16 protein-coding genes are annotated in these 17,306 nt (G+C 60.1%); 9 read left to right on the top strand and 7 right to left on the bottom strand.

Going from position 1 to position 17,306, the window contains the following annotated elements; genetic code table 11:
- Positions 1–2 precede the first annotated feature (2 nt).
- Complete coding sequence (locus ED655_RS10255) at positions 3–1,319, top strand: citrate synthase (RefSeq protein WP_122050067.1); 1,317 nt, start codon at positions 3–5, stop codon at positions 1,317–1,319.
- Positions 1,320–1,506: 187 nt separating this feature from the next.
- Here ED655_RS10255 and ED655_RS10250 read toward each other — a convergent pair whose 3' ends face one another.
- On the bottom strand, positions 1,507–1,743 hold the full coding sequence (locus tag ED655_RS10250; protein WP_023978727.1) for a hypothetical protein: 237 nt from the start codon (positions 1,741–1,743) through the stop codon (positions 1,507–1,509).
- Between the two features lie 175 nt (positions 1,744–1,918).
- On the opposite strand from ED655_RS10250, the gene ED655_RS10245 reads away from it, so the two are divergent.
- Positions 1,919–2,671, top strand: coding sequence for an orotate phosphoribosyltransferase (locus ED655_RS10245; RefSeq protein WP_023978728.1), 753 nt, complete (start codon positions 1,919–1,921; stop codon positions 2,669–2,671).
- A 1-nt stretch (position 2,672) separates the two neighbouring features.
- Positions 2,673–3,503, top strand: coding sequence for a glutamate racemase (murI, locus tag ED655_RS10240; RefSeq protein ID WP_240993611.1), 831 nt, complete (start codon positions 2,673–2,675; stop codon positions 3,501–3,503).
- Between the two features lie 100 nt (positions 3,504–3,603).
- Here murI and ED655_RS10235 read toward each other — a convergent pair whose 3' ends face one another.
- Positions 3,604–4,641: a polyprenyl synthetase family protein gene (locus ED655_RS10235; protein WP_062165787.1), complete on the bottom strand. Its 1,038-nt coding sequence runs from the start codon at positions 4,639–4,641 to the stop codon at positions 3,604–3,606.
- A gap of 185 nt (positions 4,642–4,826) precedes the next feature.
- On the opposite strand from ED655_RS10235, the gene ED655_RS10230 reads away from it, so the two are divergent.
- Complete coding sequence (locus ED655_RS10230) at positions 4,827–5,642, top strand: tRNA1(Val) (adenine(37)-N6)-methyltransferase (protein WP_240993610.1); 816 nt, start codon at positions 4,827–4,829, stop codon at positions 5,640–5,642.
- Positions 5,643–5,827: 185 nt separating this feature from the next.
- Here the strand turns inward: ED655_RS10230 and ED655_RS10225 are convergent, their stop codons facing one another.
- From ED655_RS10225 to ED655_RS10215, 3 genes are read right to left on the bottom strand one after another with little or no spacing between them, the layout of a single operon-like run.
- Positions 5,828–6,853: a ribonucleotide-diphosphate reductase subunit beta gene (locus ED655_RS10225; protein WP_062164769.1), complete on the bottom strand. Its 1,026-nt coding sequence runs from the start codon at positions 6,851–6,853 to the stop codon at positions 5,828–5,830.
- Positions 6,850–7,683, bottom strand: a complete 834-nt coding sequence (locus ED655_RS10220; RefSeq protein WP_162993479.1) for an META domain-containing protein — start codon at positions 7,681–7,683, stop codon at positions 6,850–6,852. The genes ED655_RS10225 and ED655_RS10220 overlap by 4 nt, the downstream gene beginning before the upstream one ends.
- The gene (locus ED655_RS10215) at positions 7,674–9,527 is read right to left on the bottom strand and encodes a ribonucleoside-diphosphate reductase subunit alpha (RefSeq protein WP_122040108.1); all 1,854 of its coding nucleotides are present in this window, start codon (positions 9,525–9,527) and stop codon (positions 7,674–7,676) included. The genes ED655_RS10220 and ED655_RS10215 overlap by 10 nt, the downstream gene beginning before the upstream one ends.
- Before the next feature lie 406 nt (positions 9,528–9,933).
- Here ED655_RS10215 and ED655_RS10210 point away from each other — a divergent pair, with 406 nt between their 5' ends.
- Positions 9,934–10,362, top strand: coding sequence for an OsmC family protein (locus ED655_RS10210; RefSeq protein ID WP_162993478.1), 429 nt, complete (start codon positions 9,934–9,936; stop codon positions 10,360–10,362).
- A gap of 228 nt (positions 10,363–10,590) precedes the next feature.
- Here ED655_RS10210 and aroC read toward each other — a convergent pair whose 3' ends face one another.
- Both aroC and fabI read right to left on the bottom strand, forming a co-directional pair.
- Positions 10,591–11,691 carry a chorismate synthase gene (aroC, locus tag ED655_RS10205; protein WP_122050064.1) on the bottom strand — a complete coding sequence of 367 codons (1,101 nt, stop codon included), beginning with the start codon at positions 11,689–11,691 and terminating at the stop codon, positions 10,591–10,593.
- Between the two features lies 1 nt (position 11,692).
- Positions 11,693–12,535, bottom strand: coding sequence for an enoyl-ACP reductase FabI (gene fabI / locus ED655_RS10200; RefSeq protein WP_122050063.1), 843 nt, complete (start codon positions 12,533–12,535; stop codon positions 11,693–11,695).
- 142 nt (positions 12,536–12,677) lie between these two features.
- On the opposite strand from fabI, the gene pdxH reads away from it, so the two are divergent.
- The 4 genes from pdxH to lpxK all read left to right on the top strand — a co-directional run bounded on the left by pdxH (position 12,678) and on the right by lpxK (position 17,297).
- Positions 12,678–13,289, top strand: a complete 612-nt coding sequence (pdxH, locus tag ED655_RS10195) for a pyridoxamine 5'-phosphate oxidase (RefSeq protein ID WP_122050062.1) — start codon at positions 12,678–12,680, stop codon at positions 13,287–13,289.
- Positions 13,290–13,360: 71 nt separating this feature from the next.
- Positions 13,361–14,248 carry a universal stress protein gene (locus ED655_RS10190; protein WP_062164774.1) on the top strand — a complete coding sequence of 296 codons (888 nt, stop codon included), beginning with the start codon at positions 13,361–13,363 and terminating at the stop codon, positions 14,246–14,248.
- Between the two features lie 71 nt (positions 14,249–14,319).
- Positions 14,320–16,314 (top strand): glycosyltransferase N-terminal domain-containing protein, encoded by a 1,995-nt coding sequence (locus tag ED655_RS10185; protein WP_122050061.1) that lies wholly within the window; start codon positions 14,320–14,322, stop codon positions 16,312–16,314.
- Positions 16,311–17,297, top strand: a complete 987-nt coding sequence (gene lpxK, locus ED655_RS10180; protein WP_122050083.1) for a tetraacyldisaccharide 4'-kinase — start codon at positions 16,311–16,313, stop codon at positions 17,295–17,297. Before ED655_RS10185 ends, lpxK begins: the two co-directional genes overlap by 4 nt.
- The last annotated feature ends 9 nt before the right edge of the window (positions 17,298–17,306 follow it).

Here is a 17,306-nt window from a genome sequence, read left to right as displayed (position 1 = left end):
CTATGGCTGAACACGACACTAACGGACCTATCTCCGCAACGGCGGCCCTCAGCATAGGCGAGCGCTCTGCCGAATTCCCCATCATGAAGGGTACGATGGGCCCCGATGTGGTGGATATCCGCAAACTCACAGCCGAGACCGGGATGTTCTCCTTCGATCCCGGCTATGGTGAGACGGCTTCCTGCCGTAGTGCTGTCACCTTCATTGATGGTGATGAGGGCGTGTTGCTGCACCGGGGTTACCCCATCGAGCAACTCGCAACCGAGGCCAGCTTCACTGAAACAGCCTATCTTCTGGTCTATGGCGAGCTTCCGAACCGGGCGGATTACGATCGGTTCCAGCACGACCTCAAGGAGCAGGCGCTTCTGCATGAGCAGATCCGCAACTTCTTCAATGGCTTCCGCCGCGACGCTCATCCAATGGCCATCCTTTGTGGCACCGTGGCCGCGCTGTCGGCCTTTTACCCTGATGCCGTGGATATCTCCCACGAAGCGTCGCGTGACCTCTCCACACGCCGTCTGATCGCCAAGGTGCCAACCATCGCTGCCTGGGCCTATAAATACACGGTGGGTGAGCCATTCGTTTACCCCGATAACAGCCTGACCTTCTCGGAAAATTTTCTGAAGATGCTGTTTGCCAAGCCAAACGCTGATTTCAAGGTCAATCCGGTTCTGGCCCGCGCCATCGACCGTATCCTGATCCTGCACGCGGATCACGAGCAGAACGCCTCAACCTCGACGGTGCGTCTTGTGGGTTCAACAGGCTCGAACCCGTTTGCCTGTATCGCTGCCGGCATCGCAGCGCTATGGGGCCCGGCTCACGGTGGCGCCAATGAGGCCGTTCTGGGCATGCTTTCCCAGATCGGATCGAAGGAAAACATCCCGGCCTTCATCACTCAGGTGAAGAACCGTGAGAGCGGCGTAAGGCTGATGGGCTTCGGCCATCGCGTGTACAAGAACTTCGATCCACGTGCGAAGATCATGGAGCAGACCTATCACGAGGTGGTGGCCGAGCTTGGGCTCAAGCACGATCCGATGTTCGATCTTGCTGCCGAGCTCGAACGTATTGCCGTCAACGATCCCTATTTCGTGCAGCGTCGACTCTATCCCAATGTCGATTTCTATTCAGGGCTGATTCTGAAAGCGATGGGTATCCCGACCTCGATGTTCACCGTACTTTTCGCGGTGGCTCGTACGGTAGGTTGGGTCAGCCAGTGGCGAGAAATGATCGAGGAGCCGGGTCAGCGCATCGGGCGGCCACGCCAGCTCTATGTAGGGCAGGCTCGTCGGGAATATGTGCCACTGTGTCGTCGCAGCTGACTATAAGAGACTGAACACAGAAAAAGCCGGAGAAACCCTCCGGCTTTTTTTGTTCTGATACCTGACAGGATCCGATGGGCATCAAGCATCAACACAATCGCAGATCGCCTGAGCTATCGTCATCCCCGACCATCTCACATTCGATCGGACGGACGAAACCTCTGCTCGAGAGGGCGAATACCGGGTATCAGCAATCGCAGCCCGGCGTCGCACCCTTATCCTGACGCACGATATGATGATCAATCCATTCCGACACCAGACGGCGCGCCTCGTTGATCGACGCTTCAGGATGATGGATGCGATAAAGGGTCGTGCATGCGGTGAAAGCCTGGATGTCAGGCTGACCCACTTCCCGCAATTCTTCATACGCCGTGATCACGGCGCGTTCGCACTTTCGGGAAATGCGGTTGAGATCAACAGTCACGCAAACAGATCCTAATTGAGAATTATTATCAGTTGCTGCATTGTAAATCTTTTCCGATGGTAAATGCAAGCGTAGCCTATCGCACTCACGGGAGCGTTTTCTCTGCTTATTTGTCTTACTTTTCTCACGAAGGCCGGATAATCCTGCACGGCTAAAGATCATGGAGTGACAAGAAATGGCTCTCAGCAACGAGATCAACGGTGGTGCGGTTCGCCAGACCCAGTGGGACAGGGATGCAGCCCTGACCACAGCGCGCATCCTTCTGGAAATCAAGGCGATCAATTTTCGCCCTGACGAGCCCTACACCCTGACCTCAGGCTGGAAATCGCCGGTCTATATCGATTGCCGCAAGATCATCTTCTTCCCGCGGGCACGCGCCAAGATTGTCGAACTCGCCGTCGAGAAGATTGGCCGTCACATCGGCTATGAGAGCATCGAATGCGTTGTTGGCGGTGAAACCGCTGGTATTCCCTTCGCTGCCTGGATTGCCGACCGGATGATGGCGCCAATGGCCTATGTCCGCAAAAAGCCCAAGGGCTTTGGCCGTAACGCGCAGATCGAGGGTGACGTCCCGGAATCGATGCGCACCCTTCTGGTGGAAGACCTCACCACGGACGGCGCGTCCAAGGTCCGCTTTGCCAATGCCTTGCGTTCGGCGGGTGCCATTGTCGATCACACCTTTGTCGTCTTCTTCTATGGCGTGTTCCCCGGCGCACAGAAGACCCTTGCCGACATGAATGTCTCGCTTCATTCGCTCTGCACCTGGTGGGATGTGCTTGAGGCCTGCTCGGGCGCCAATTATTTCTCTGAGAGCGACATCCATGAAGTGCGTCGCTTCCTTGAGGATCCGTGTGGCTGGTCCAAGGCACATGGTGGCGTCGGCAGCGCTGAAGAAGCCGCCGCCCTCAAGGCCAAGGCGGAAGGCTGACTTGCCTACCGATCCGGGTCGCGTTCTGGCTTTTGACTCGGGCATAGGCGGTCTTGCGGTGGTGCAGGCTCTTCGCACCACCCTGCCACCCGGCACCCTGATCGACTATCTGGCCGATAACGCGCTCTTTCCCTACGGTGAACAAGACGACGCCGTCCTCGTCACGCGCATCCTTGCGCTCATGGAAGAACGCATTGCCCGGCTTCGCCCCGATGTCGTGCTGATTGCATGCAATACGGCCAGCACCATCGCCCTGGAGGCCCTGCGCGCTCGTTTCGATGTACCCTTCGTGGGCTGCGTGCCCCCCGTTCGCTGGGCGGCGCGCGTCAGTCAGACGCGGGTCTTCGGCCTATTGGCCACACGAGGCACGGCACGTCGCCCCTATCTGCGCAGCTTACGCGACACTTTCGCTGCCGATTGCGAGATGATTGTGCACGGGGCCCGTACCCTTGCCGATCTGGCGGAGCAGGCCTTTCTGGGCCGTCCGATTGATGACGATCTGGTGGCACAGGAACTGCGCCACTTGTTTGAGGCGCCCAATGGCGATCGGATCGATACAATCGGACTGGGCTGCACCCATTACACGTTCCTCAGCAATGCCTTCCTGCGCCTGTGCCCGCCGGACATCAACTGGCTCGACCCGGCTCTCGCGGTCGCCCGGCAGGTCAATCACGTGCTTGAAATGCGGGTGGCAGATCGTCCGACCAGCGCCGCCGCGCCAGAATCGCTCTGCCTGACTGGCCCAGCCGCGGATGAGCAGGCCCTGAGACACGCCATTGCTCGCCTGGGGTATCAGGATATCACGGTTCTGGACGCATCCCCCGTCTCTTGAACAGGGGTGTGCTGGGCCTGCCTCGCGGCCAAGCGTATGAGGCGCGACCTGCCTGACAACAGGGTCTGGAGGAGAGCTTTCTGCTCCCCCGTCTCTTGAATCAGTTGGCGCGGCTGACCGTATAGGAGGCTGCATCAATCATGAGTTGCCGGATTGGGCTGTCCGGGAAAGACGACAGGGCTTCGATAGCCGCATCCGCATAAAGCTGAGCCCGATCCAGGGTCGTCTGGATTGCCCCGGTTTTCTCGATAAGGGCGAGCGCGTGTGGCAGATCCTCGTCGGTCTGCTCACCGGTTTCGATGACACGAAGCCAGAACGCTCGGTCGGCCTCATCGCCAGCCTGGAAAGCCGCCAGCACAGGCAGGGTAATCTTGCCCTCACGCATGTCATCGCCCACGGTCTTGCCCAGCACCTGCTGGTCAGCCGCGTAATCAAGCGCGTCATCGACAAGCTGGAACGCCATGCCCAGATTGGTGCCATAGGCCTCGAGCGCATTTTCGTCGCTCTCCGGGCGTGCTGCCACTACTGCGCCTACCCGGCATGCAGCGGCAAATAGCGCGGCGGTCTTGCCGTGAATCACCTCCAGATATTTCTCGATTGGCGTGGAGAGATCGTTCTGTGTCGCCATCTGCAACACCTCGCCTTCGGCAATCGTGGCCGAGGCAGCAGAAAGAATGGCCATGACCTTGAGAGAGCCATCGGCCGTCATAAGCTGGAACGAACGGGCGAACAGGAAATCGCCCACGAGCACCGAGGCCTTGTTGCCAAACACGGCATTGGCGGAGGCAAGGCCACGGCGCAAGGTGCTCTCATCCACCACGTCGTCATGCAGCAATGTGGCCGTATGGATGAACTCGACGCAGGCGGCGAGCCCGACATGGCGCTGGTTCTCGGGCGAAGGCTCATAGCCACACAGACGCGCCGATGCGAGGGTAAGCAACGGGCGCAGCCTCTTGCCACCAGCAGCGACCAGATGGGCGCCCAGTTGGGGGATAAGCGGGACCGGGCTTTGCATACGCGCGACAATCTCGCGGTTGCAGGCCTCCATGTCATCCTTGAGAAAGTCGGAAAGGGCGTTAAGGGCCGAGCGCTCGCCATTGACGGGCACGGCTGCACTGTTGTTTTGCTCGGCCTTCATATCGGCCAGGCTGTCGGCACCACCCAAGGCAACTCTCCACTTCCTACTTGGCCACTGACGACCCTGATGCAGTATAAGGCACGAGCCGACACCCCGCACGGCGTAACAGGACACCGAGACAGAAACCGGATTTCATGCATGAGCCATTCAGACCGGAGAACCGGCCCTCTGACAGTCAAATCCATATGAGCGGCAGGACGGCCCCGGTCAACCCGGCAACCCTCAAAGCTGATGCTGCCGCAATCAATACAACCGATACGATGCCCGGTTATCTGCTCGACCGACGCGTCCAGTATCACCAGTTCACAAGGGGTTATCGCACCGGCATAGAACCAGTGTTGATGGCCGCCTTCGTGCCCGCCCGACGTGGCCAGAGCATTCTCGAGGCAGGATGCGGCGCAGGTGCCGGCCTGCTCTGCCTCATGACGCGATGTCCCGAGACCAGCGGCGCAGGTATCGAAGCCGATGGCGCGACGGCGGAACTGGCGAGACTGAACATGGAGGCCAACGGTCTGGGCGCCCGCGTCTCGATCATTCAGGGCAGCCTGCCAGACATCCCCCCTGCCCTGCGGCAGATAACGCCGGGGGTCAACGGCCGCTTCCATCACGCCATGGCCAACCCTCCATGGCATCCTGCCGATCATACCGGGGCCGATGATGCCCGACGCCGCCTGGCGATGACCATGCCAGAAGGAGGCTGGACCGCATGGATCGACGCGCTGTCAAAATGGGTGCTTCCCGGCGGCAGCCTGACGCTCGCCCTGCCTGCCTTCGTCATTGACACAGCCTGCGAGGCCTTGCGCCAGGCCGGGTTCGGGAGCCTCACCCTCTGCCCGCTCTGGCCCAAACAGGGGCGCGCAGCGAAGATCGTTCTGCTACGCGGGATATGGGGGGGTAAGGGCGCGTTCCGCCTTCTTCCCGGCCTCGTGCTCCATCGTCAGGAGGGCGGCTACACGGATGAGTGTGAGGCGGTTCTACGTCAGGCGAGCGCGCTGGAGTAAACGCGGAAACTTCGCGCAAATTTGTCGGTCTAACGACACCCCCCGACACGGGAGCATAGGCGCCCGGGAAATGGTCGAGGGTAATTTCACCCTCGTCCGGGAGCCATCCGCCCAAGCGTCCGTTCGACTTGCGAAAGTCACGCGGTGCCGAGATTTCAGGGCGGACTATGACCCCGCCCCGCATTTCAGGAAGCGAAAACGTCCGCCTCGAAAGCCTCTTCCCAGGACCCCGAGGTTGAAGCACGGGAATATTCCGTTGAGCGGTTTTCGAAGAAATTTGCGTGCTCGACCGCATTCAGCATGTCGTCAAGCCAGGGCAGCGGGTTCTCCTCGATACCGTAGAAGGGATCGAGACCAAGCTGCGTCATGCGACGATCAGCAATGAAGCGGATGTATCGCTTGACCTGATCGGCGCTCAGGCCCTCGACATCGCCCATCTCGAAAGCGAGATCGATGAAGGCATCCTCATGCTCAACCGTTGTCGCACAGATCTCTGCGAGTTCGGCGCGGAAATCCTCTGTCCAGATCTCGCGGTTTTCGCGCACAAAGGTGCGGAAAAGACGGATCATAGACAGGCAGTGCAGCGTTTCATCACGCACTGACCAGGAAACGATCTGCCCCATCCCCTTGAGCTTGTTGAAGCGAGGGAAGTTGAGAAGGATCGCGAAGGAAGCAAAAAGCTGCAGCCCTTCCATGAAAGCGCCAAACGCTGCCATGGTCTTCGCAATTTCTCGCTTGTTGTTGATGTTGAAGGACTGCATGAAATCATACTTGTCCTTCATCTCTTTGTACTTCAGGAATGCCGAATACTCTGTTTCCGGCATGCCGATCGTATCAAGAAGATGCGAATAGGCAGCGATGTGGATCGTTTCAATATTCGAGAACGATGACAGCATCATCAGCACTTCGGTCGGTTTGAAGACCTGGCTGTAATACTTCATATATGCCGAGTTCACCTCGACGTCGGCCTGCGTGAAGAAACGGAAGATCTGCGTGACCAGATGGCGCTCGCCCTCGCTCAGCGTACGATGCCAATCCTTAACGTCATCGGCCAGAGGCACCTCTTCTGGCAGCCAGTGGACACGCTGCTGGATCAGCCATGCGTCATAGGCCCAGGGGTAACGGAAGGGCTTATAGACCGGGTTGGCGGTCATCAGGTCGAAATGCTGTTCTTCGGCGAGCGGCGCGCCGGCGTTCTGTGTCTCGCTCATGGGCTCTTCCTGCTCCGTTCTGTCTGGAGGCCGGAATCGGTCCGGCCCTGATTTTCCTGCAATGTCAGCGCAGCCACGCCGTGATCGTCACTCAGGATCAGGCGATCGCCTTCCCTGCGCCACGCACGCACGGCCTGCATGGCCTTGAACACGGCGTCTTCCTGCGTCATGCGCACACCCGGGCAGGCCATGCGTGTTCCCGCCGTCGGGCCAAAGGTGAAATGGGTCGCGTCGGCAACTACATGCCCCATCATCCGGTTGCATCCGCCCGTGCCAGACAGCGCACCATCAGCACGTATGACCATGAAGGCAGGTGCTACGGGATCAACCTTCTGGGCGCCAATATCCGTGATCGCCCACGCGCCGGCGACGGGCTGGGGCACAGGCTGGCTGACGGATTCAACTTTCACCGTCGTGTCTGACGGCACAGCGGCCGCCTCCATAGTAGCGGTCTTGCTTATGGCAATCAGCTTGCCACTCTGGCGGATCGCAGCATGCAGCGCATAGCGGTGTCCGGCCGTCAGGTGCTGCGCATCGTAATGCAGTGCGTAGCCATAGGGCGACTTGCCAACCGGCATGAACTCTGTCCTGCCAAGCGTCACCGAGGGGGCGTCGGCAAGGCTTACATCATCCAGCCGCACGGTGATCATCGCTCCTTTCGGCATGACCATACCGGCAGGTGTGACGACCACACCCTTCACGACGGTCTGATTCACCTCTGGCCCGGGCGCCGGCGCTTCCGCCGCAACGGCACACCAGTTATCAGCGGAGGCTGCCGTGAGTGCGCCTGTCAGCAACGCCACCGCACAGAGCGAATGCTTCACTGACATGACAGACATTCCTCATAGCTCGTCGTCGCGGCGGGCTTCTTGGCAGCCTCAGCCGCGTCACTGCTGTAATCCTCGTCCTCGAGAATATTGTTCTTGAGCGCCATGTCACTGACCGCGTCAGCGCGCTGGATCGAGAGCGAACGGCAGTAATAAAGCGACTTCACGCCGCGCTTCCATGCAAGGAAATGGATCTGATGCAGGTCGCGCTTGTGGATATCGGCAGGCAGGAACACGTTGATGGATTGCGCCTGACAGATGAACCCGGCGCGATCAGCCGCATGTTCAATCACCCAGCGCTGATCCAGTTCGAACGCTGTCTTGTAAACATCCTTTTCATCCTGCGTCAGGAAGTCGAGATGCTGCACAGAGCCCTTGTTCAGGGTGATCGAGGACCAGACTGCATCGTTGTTATACCCCTTCTGCTCCAGCAGCTTGAGCAAATGGCGGTTGCGCACGGTGAACGAGCCCGAGAGGGTTTTCTGCAAAAACACATTGGCCGAGATCGGCTCGATACCGGGGCTGGCATTGCCTGCGATGATCGAGATCGAGGCCGTAGGGGCAATCGCCATCTTGTTCGAGAAACGCTCCATGATGCCGTATTCCTCGGCATCGGGGCATGGCCCGAGCAGCTCGGCAAGATGCTTGGAGGCCGCGTCGGCCTGCACCTTGATGTGCTGGAAAATGCGCTTGTTCCACACACGCGCCATCACGCTCTCGAACGGGATGCTGCGCGCCTGCAGGAAGGAATGAAAGCCCATGACCCCAAGCCCGACCGAACGCTCGCGCATGGCGGCGTAGCGGGCACGCTCCATGTCATCGGGTGCGCGGTCAATGAAGTCCTGCAACACGCGATCAAGGAAGAGCATGACGTCTTCGATGAATTGCGGGTTGTCCTTCCACTCATCCCATGTCTCAAGATTGAGCGAGGAGAGGCAGCATACGGCGGTACGGTTCTTGCCATGATGATCGAGGCCGGTGGGCAGGGTGATTTCCGCACAGAGATTGGAGGTCTTGACCTCAAGCCCGGCAAGCTTGTGATGCTCGGGGCGCGCCTTGTTCACATGATCGGAATAGATGATGTAGGGCTCACCCTGCTCCATGCGGGCCGTGAGGATACGGATCCAGAGCTGACGTGCCGGAATGCTGCGGATGACAGACATGTCCTTGGGCGAGCGCAGGCCCCATTCCTCATCTTTCTCCACGGCGCGCATGAAGTCGTCGGTGAGGAGCACACCATGGTGCAGGTTTAGAGCCTTGCGGTTAGGGTCACCACCGGTCGGGCGGCGCATCTCGACGAATTCCTCGATCTCGGGATGCCAGACGGGCAGATAGACTGCCGCCGAACCGCGACGCAGAGAGCCCTGCGAAATGGCGAGTGTGAGGCTGTCCATGACGCGGATGAACGGAATGACACCCGAGGTCTTGCCGTTCTTGCCGACATTCTCGCCGATCGAGCGCAGATTACCCCAGTAAGAGCCAATGCCACCACCCTTGGAGGCCAGCCAGACATTCTCGTTCCAGAGGTCCACAATGCCACGCAGGCTGTCATCGGCCTCGTTCAGGAAGCACGAGATCGGCAAACCACGTGACGTTCCCCCGTTGGACAGAACCGGGGTCGCGGGCATGAACCAGTGTTGTGAAATATAGTCGTAGAGGCGCTGTGCATGGGCGGCATCAGCACCGTAATACGAGGCGACACGACCGAAGAGGTCCTGATAGTGCTCGCCCGGCAACAGGTAGCGGTTATCAAGCGTCGCCCGGCCGAAATCAGTCAGCAGCGAATCACGTGACCGGTTGACCCGGACAGGGTGATGGCCCTCAAGCTGAACGACATCATCGAACATATCCGGCTCGGCCTCGATCTCCTGGGGAGCGCGGTCACAGGGCTCAGGCAGAACATCAGCCGTCGCTGAAACAGGCTCACGGATCGTGTCGTCTAGCAGGCTCACGGGCCATCTCCCCAGGATCAAATCGAGTTTGGTATCGCAATTTCCGAGTGTCCTCTTGGCGCAAGTCGCGCCTGCCAGACAAGCAATATATCGGGTTAAATTTCGCTCTCGGCACTACATATGGTGTTGACAGGGGCAGAAGCCCTTGGAGAACATGGAGTTCCCCCAAGCCGCTTTTTTTACGGCACGCTCCCGGCGTTGCGATGATGTCACAGCGTTACAGGTGAACAATTCCCCGGCCCCTGCGTTGGCTGAGCAACCGGAGGCTTCTGCGTCCGGAACCCAGCAGGAGGACTTGCACATGACGATCAAGAAAACTGCCAGCGCCCAGTGGAGCGGTGGCCTGAAGGACGGCAAGGGTACGATCTCGACGCAGAGCGGTGCGCTTTCCAGCCAACCCTATGGCTTCAACACGCGATTCGAGGACAAGCCCGGCACGAATCCTGAGGAGCTGATCGGTGCGGCGCATGCCGGCTGTTTCACCATGGCGCTCTCCATGATTCTTGGCGAAGCAGGCCTTACGGCAACGTCGCTTGAGACCAAGGCGACTGTATCGCTCGACAAGACCGAGGGCGGTTTCGAGATTTCTGCCATTCATCTCGACCTCAAGGGCGCTGTCCCCGGCGCCGATCAGGCGAAGTTCGAAGAACTTGCCACGAAGGCCAAGAATGGCTGTCCCGTCTCGCAGCTCTTCAAGGCTGATATCACCCTGTCTGCCGCGTTGGTCTGAACCGTTGGGCTGGCGACTGCCAGCCTGACACCCCTTCCCCTGAGCACCGATGCGTGCGCGTGGTTAGCGATCATGCGTAGATCAGCCCGGAGGTGCCGGGGCAGTGATGGCGGAACGTGGAACGCCTTACCATATTCGGCTGAGTGTTCGATCGTCCTGCCATCGGACTCGATCTACCCCACTTACGGGAGTGAGCCCGGGTACTCAGCACCCGCCGGAGAGTGATCTCTAATCGCGGGTGCGATGCCAGCTGTTCTGAGCATGGTCACGCAGGATGTGATCTGCCAGCAGGCAGGCCAGCATAGCCTCCGCCACGGGCACCGCACGGATACCGATACAGGGGTCGTGGCGGCCCTTTGTCATGACATCGATATTTTCGCCCTGACGGTTGACCGAGGGCACCGGCACCAGGATTGAACTGGTCGGCTTGATCGCGAAACGTGCGGTGACAGGCTGGCCAGTCGAGATACCACCCAGAATACCGCCCGCCCGGTTTCCTTCGAAATGAAGCGCTCCGTCGCGCATGCGCATCGGGTCGGCGTTCTCTTCACCACGCAGCACCGCAACGCCCATACCCTCGCCAATCTCGACTGCCTTCACCCCGTTGATCCCCATGAGGGCGGAGGCGATGTCGGCGTCCAGCTTGCCATAGAGCGGCGCACCGAGGCCGGCCGGGAAATTCTCGGCAACAACTTCAACCAGCGCGCCGATGGATGATCCTTCCTTGCGCACGCTTGAGAGAAGGCCCTCCCACTCAACCGCCGTGACAGGGTCCGGACAGAACAGGGGATTGCGATTGACTTCACCCCAGTCCCACCGCGCCCTGTCGATCGCAAGGCCGCCAATCTGTACCAACGCTGCGCGTATGGTCGCTGTCTCGCCCAGCAGGGTTTCGATCACACGCCGAGCGACACCGCCAGCTGCGACACGGCAGGCTGTCTCGCGCGCCGATGAGCGTCCGCCACCGCGATAATCCCTGTGCCCGTATTTCAGGTCATAGGTGACGTCGGCGTGGCCGGGGCGATAGCGTGATGCGATGTCCGAGTAGTCTTTCGAGCGCTGATCCGTATTTTCGATCATGAGCGCGATCGGCGTGCCAGTCGTCCTGCCCTCGAACACGCCGGAAAGGATACGGACCTGATCCGCCTCCTGGCGCTGGGTGGTGAATTTGGACTGCCCCGGCCTGCGCCGATCCAGCCAGGGCTGGATGTCACCCTCGTTCAGGGTGATACCGGGCGGGCAGCCATCAACGACGCAGCCAATGGCCGGCCCGTGGCTCTCGCCCCAGGTCGTGACACGAAACAGCGTCCCGAAGCTGTTATCCGACATGTCAGCCTTCTGAGGATGCGACAGCGATATCGGGCGCGGTCGGGTTCTTCATACCCACCACGTGATAGCCGCAATCGACGTGGTGAACCTCACCCGTGGTGCCCGACGAAAGGTCAGACAGGAAATAGAGGCCCGAACCTCCTACATCCTTGAGCGAGACATTGCGCTCCATCGGCGCGTTGAGCTGGTTCCAGCGCAGGATGTAACGGAAATCGCCGATGCCATTGGCAGCCAGCGTCATGATCGGCCCGGCAGAGATCGCATTGACGCGGATATTGTCCTTGCCGAGATCGGCCGCCATGTAGCGAACCGAAGCCTCAAGCGCAGCCTTGGCCACACCCATCACATTGTAATGAGGCATGACGCGCTCGGCACCGAGATACGACAGGGTCAGCAGCGAACCGCCATCTGTCATAAGCGCCGCGGCCCGGCGGGCAACCGCCGTGAAGGAGAAGCAGGAGATATCCATTGCCTTCAGGAAGGCATCGCGAGGGGTGTCGACATAGCGCCCACGCAGGAACTGCTTGTCAGCCCAGCCAATGGCATGAACCACGAAATCGATCTGGCCCCACGCTTTCTCGATTTCATCAAAAGCGCGGTCGATATCGGCATCGTCACTGACATCGCAGGGGATAACCAGGGATGCGCCGACACTCTCCGCCAGCGGCTTGACGCGCTTGCCCAGAGCCTCGCCCTGATAGGTAAATGCGAGCTCTGCCCCCTGTGCGGCGCAGGCAGAGGCGATGGCCCAGGCAATGGAGCGGTCATTGGCGACGCCCATCACGAGGCCGCGCTTGCCCGCCATCAGCGTCCCGGTAGGGAGATCGAAGGAAGCGGTGGACATGAGGCAGATCCCGGTTAATGTCAGAGAAAGAAATAATAAGGCTCCGCTACGTCGCACATGCCTGCCGCGCAAACAAGTGTCGAGATGACACGTTAGCAGGGACAACGAATACGGACCTGAATAACGCGGGAGACGCCCTGTCATGGCTCACGATACAACATCCCCTCTCATCCCCCTTGATGCAGATCCCTTTGTTCTTTTTGCCGAGTGGATGAAAGAAGCCGAGGCGAGCGAACCCAACGACCCGAATGCCATGGCACTTGCGACAGCCACACGTGACGGCATTCCTTCAGTCCGCATGATCCTTCTGAAGGGCGCCGATGAGCGCGGCTTTGTGTTCTATACGAATCTCGAGAGCCGCAAGGGGGGCGAATTGGTCAGCAATCCGAATGCTGCCCTGCTTTTCCACTGGAAATCCCTCCGCCGCCAGATCCGCATCGAGGGTCCGGTCGAGCCGGTCAGCGCGGAGGAAGCCGATCGCTATTTTGCCAGTCGCAGCCGCAATTCACGGATCGGTGCCATCGCCTCCGACCAGTCGCGGCCTCTTGCCGAGCGTGCTGATTTCGAAAAACGTATAGAAGCCGTGACGGCGCGCTTCGAGGGGAAGGAACCCGAGCGTCCGGCCAACTGGTCAGGTTTCCGCCTTGTGCCCCGGCAGATCGAGTTCTGGCAGGATCGGCCCTATCGCATGCATGACCGCGCCACATGGACGCGCGAAGAGAATGATTGGGTGGTAACCCGGCTTTATCCCTGACCCAGACCAGAATGGGCGCGCTGTGCAACGCCCATTCCTCCAGACCCATTATTCATCAAGTGAGACCCCTCATGGCCAACGACGTCAGAAACATCCTCGTCCCGCTGAATGGCGCAGGCAATATCGATGCCGTTCTGCGTGTCGGCCTTCTCCATGCGCGCGCGTTCAACGCTCACCTCTCGACCGTTCTCGTGGGCGACGATCCCAATGAAATGGCGGCCCTGACAGGCGAAGGCCTATCAAGCGCCATGATCAACGAGATGATGGAGGCTGCCGAGCATGAAGCGCATCGTCGCATGCTTCAGGTTCGGCTCAAATTCGATGCATTCATTCGCGACAATGACATCGAGCCCAAGCAAGGGTTTCTCGAAAACGATCCCTTGGCGCATTCGCGGCTGAGCGCATCCCTCGAATTCCTAACGGGATCGGAACACGAGGCCGTGACCTGGCGAGCCCGCCTGTCGGACCTCACCCTAATGCCGCATCTCGGGCCTAACGATAATGCCCGTGCCTCGGAAGTCCTGCACGCAGTGCTTTACGATAGTGGCTGCCCGCTGGTTATTGCGCCCCCCACCCCGCCGGTCAGTTCGGGCAAGCGCCTGTGTATTGCCTGGAATGGCACCGCAGAGGCGGCATCGGCCCTGCGTGGGGCTCTCCCTTATGCCAAACAGGCCGAGGCCGTGCAGATCCTGACCAGCGTCGATTATCATCGGCGCGGGCCTGAAGCAGATACGGTGCAGGATTATCTCAAGCTGCACGGCGTGAATGCCGAGATCAGAAACTTCAAGGGAATCGAGCGCGATGTCGGTGCAGGCATCCTCACCGCGTGTGCAGATTTCGGCGCTGACATGCTCACAATGGGAGCCTATTCTCATTCACGTCTGCGCCAGATGATCATGGGGGGTGCCACCCGACATGTTCTGGAGCATGCAGGCATAACGGTTCTGATGAGCCGTTGATGTCGAATTTTTGCCATGGCGCGGCGGACATGCTACCGGCGCGGTATGGGTGACTTCCTTCCAGCCGCCGAATGACCCGCCTCGAGCACGAAACTCCGGCTGAAAGCCAGGCCGGATCTCCTAGGCGTTCACGCGCCGAACGCATCTTGCTGAAACTGGCGCGCATTTATCTCGGCTTTGCACAGAGCACCATTCGCTGGCATTTCACCGGTGCGCCTGAGTCTCGGCCTTCATTGCTACAGAGCCCGGATCGCAGGGTCGAGGGTTGTATCACGGCCTGCTGGCATCGTTCCCTGCTTTCCCTGCCGGCAATGTGCCGCTGGGGACATCGCCAGAACGCCGCCCTTGATTTCAGGGTCATGATCAGCCGCAACCGGGACGGGCGGTTCATCAATGACCTCGTGGCTCCCTGGGGGATCACCGGCGTCGAGGGATCGAGCGACCGGCAGGGCAAGAAAAAAGGGGGCAGTCGTGCCCTGCGTGAAGCTGTGCAGGCAATCCGACGCGGCTCTGTCTTTGCCATCACGCCAGATGGTCCACGTGGCCCGGCAGAGCGGGTCCAGCCAGGCACCCCTGCCCTGATGCGTCTCTCAGGCAGCCCGCTCATTCCCATAGGCGGGGCCTGCACATCGTTGCGCCTGCCCACCTGGGACGGTCTGCGCATTCCCCTGCCTTTCGGTCGCGGATACATGCTCTACGGCGCCCCCATGACGGGGGACACGACGCCAGAAGAAATCGAACAGGCCCTCAAAGGTCTCTCGACCAGCGCCGAACACTATCTTTCTGCAGGCCGTTTCACCGTTCCTGACTATCTGTGGCACCTGCTGGGCGTGATGATCACGCCGGGGCTGCGGGCCATGATGATCATGAGGCTCAGGCGCGGAAAGGAACGTCGAGAACGTCTCCCCGAAAGGCGTGGCCGTACAGAACTGGAGCGCCCGGCCGGTCGCGTGTTGTGGCTTCATGCTGCAAGTGTCGGTGAAACCCACTCCATTCTGCCACTGATCGAAACATTGTCAGAACGCAATCCTGACTGGCACTTTCTCTTGACCAGTGCCACGACCGGCGGCGCTGATATCGTCGCTCATTACCTTGCCCAGCCTGAGCACAGCGCCATACGTATCCTTCATCAGTTCATTCCCTATGATACGCCCGTCTGGACGCGACGTTTTCTCGATCACTGGCAACCCGCGGCCCTCTTGCTGACGGATAGCGAACTCTGGCCTGGTCTGATCCTCGCCTGTACCCGCCGCGCCATTCCTGTTGGCGTGCTCAATGGACGCCTTTCCGAGAAATCCTGGCGGCGCTGGCATCGGGCACGCCATATTGCCCCACCGCTTTTTCATCGCCTCGCTTTCGTCGCCGCGAGGGGAGAGGAGGATGGGCGACATTTCACTGCGCTAGGAGCCCGGGACGTCGTTTGCCTTGGCGATCTCAAGCAGGATGCGCCACCCCCATCTGTTGACCGCAGCGAGCTCGACAGGCTCAGATGGGCAATCTCAGGGCGACCCGTATTTCTCGCTGCATCCACCCATCCGGGCGAGGACGAGATCATCCTGCGTGCAGCCTGTCGCGCAAGGACTCATTTCCCTGACCTGCTGACGATCATTGCCCCCAGGCATCCGGTGCGGGGGCCAGATATCGCTGCCCTCACCTCACCTGCAGCGCCTCAGCGAAGCGCAGGAGTCATGCCGACCCGGGACGATCCCGTATGGATTGCCGATACCCTCGGAGAAATGGGGCTGTTCTATCGCCTAGCCGATTGCACCTTCATTGGCAACTCACTCCTGGCCCCAGGCGGCGGACATAATCCTTTCGAAGCGGCAAGACTTGATCTCGCCCTCGCGACTGGCCCCTTTCATGACAATTTTCGTCCGGCCTTTACGCAACTGAAAGGGCTCGTCGGGACTATAGATGATGAGATGCAACTGGCTGAATGGATCATAGAGGTGTTGACCGACCCTCCCTTGTGGAAGGACCGTGCCCGTCGCGCGAGAGAGACCATCGGGTCCGGACATGACGTTGCGCACAGGCTGGCCGAGAAGATCGAGACGTTGTGCGCCTGAAACTCTCACCCCCAGCCTTCTGGCTCAGACATAACCGAAGCTGGCAGGCGCGCGCCCTCAGGCCAGCATCACTTCTTTTCGACACGATCAGTCTTGTCAGAGCCATGCGCGCGCGCCCTGCAACGGCAAGTATTCCGGTTCTCTGCTGCGGTAATCTCAGTGTAGGGGGAACCGGAAAGACCATATTGGTGCGCGATCTGGCAGCAAGGCTGTTGGCCCGGGGGGAGCAGCCCCACATCCTCAGTCGTGGTTACGGTGGTCGGTTAACCGGCCCCCTGCGGGTAGCGGCTGATGTCCATACAGCGCAGGATGTAGGTGACGAACCGTTCATGCTGGCACAGGACTTTCCCGTATGGATTGGAGGCAATCGCGCAGAAACGGCCAGGCTCGCGACGGAAGCCGGTGCAACGTGCCTGATCATGGATGACGGCCTGCAGAACACAACCCTGCGTCAGACCATGCGCCTGATTACCATCGACGGCGCGATTGGGCTTGGCAATGGCCAGACCCTCCCCGCTGGCCCCTTGCGCGAACCGGCTGGAAAAGGACTTATGCGTGCCGATGCGCTCATCGTCATAGGACGCAACGACACGGACCTTGCCGCGATCGTGCCGCCGGCAGTCACAGTCCTGTCGGCGCGCCTTATTCCGTCGGCTGCCATAAGACGGCTACAGGGAAAGCAGGTCATCGCCTTCGCTGGTATCGGGCGTCCCGCAAAATTCTTCGACATGCTGCGCGACGCCGGGGCGCCCGCAATGCGCAGCATCACCTTTGATGACCATCACGCCTATACCGAGCGTGATTGCCGCCGCCTGTCGGTACTGGCCCGTCAACCCAGGACCGCTCTGGTCACGACACGCAAGGACTGGGTCAAGCTGCCAGACTGGTTGCGCGACGATGTGACCGTTATCGACGTCGAATTGCTCTGGTCCGATCCCGAAGCGCCCGAACGCCTGCTGGACCAGCTATTCGCAACTGTGTAGAGCCGCCCC

This window comes from Asaia bogorensis, from assembly GCF_900465345.1.
In the GTDB taxonomy this organism is placed as follows: Bacteria; Pseudomonadota; Alphaproteobacteria; order Acetobacterales; family Acetobacteraceae; genus Asaia; species Asaia bogorensis_A.
Note: the sequence above shows the minus strand (reverse complement) of the source record. Positions and strands in the feature narration are given on the sequence as shown.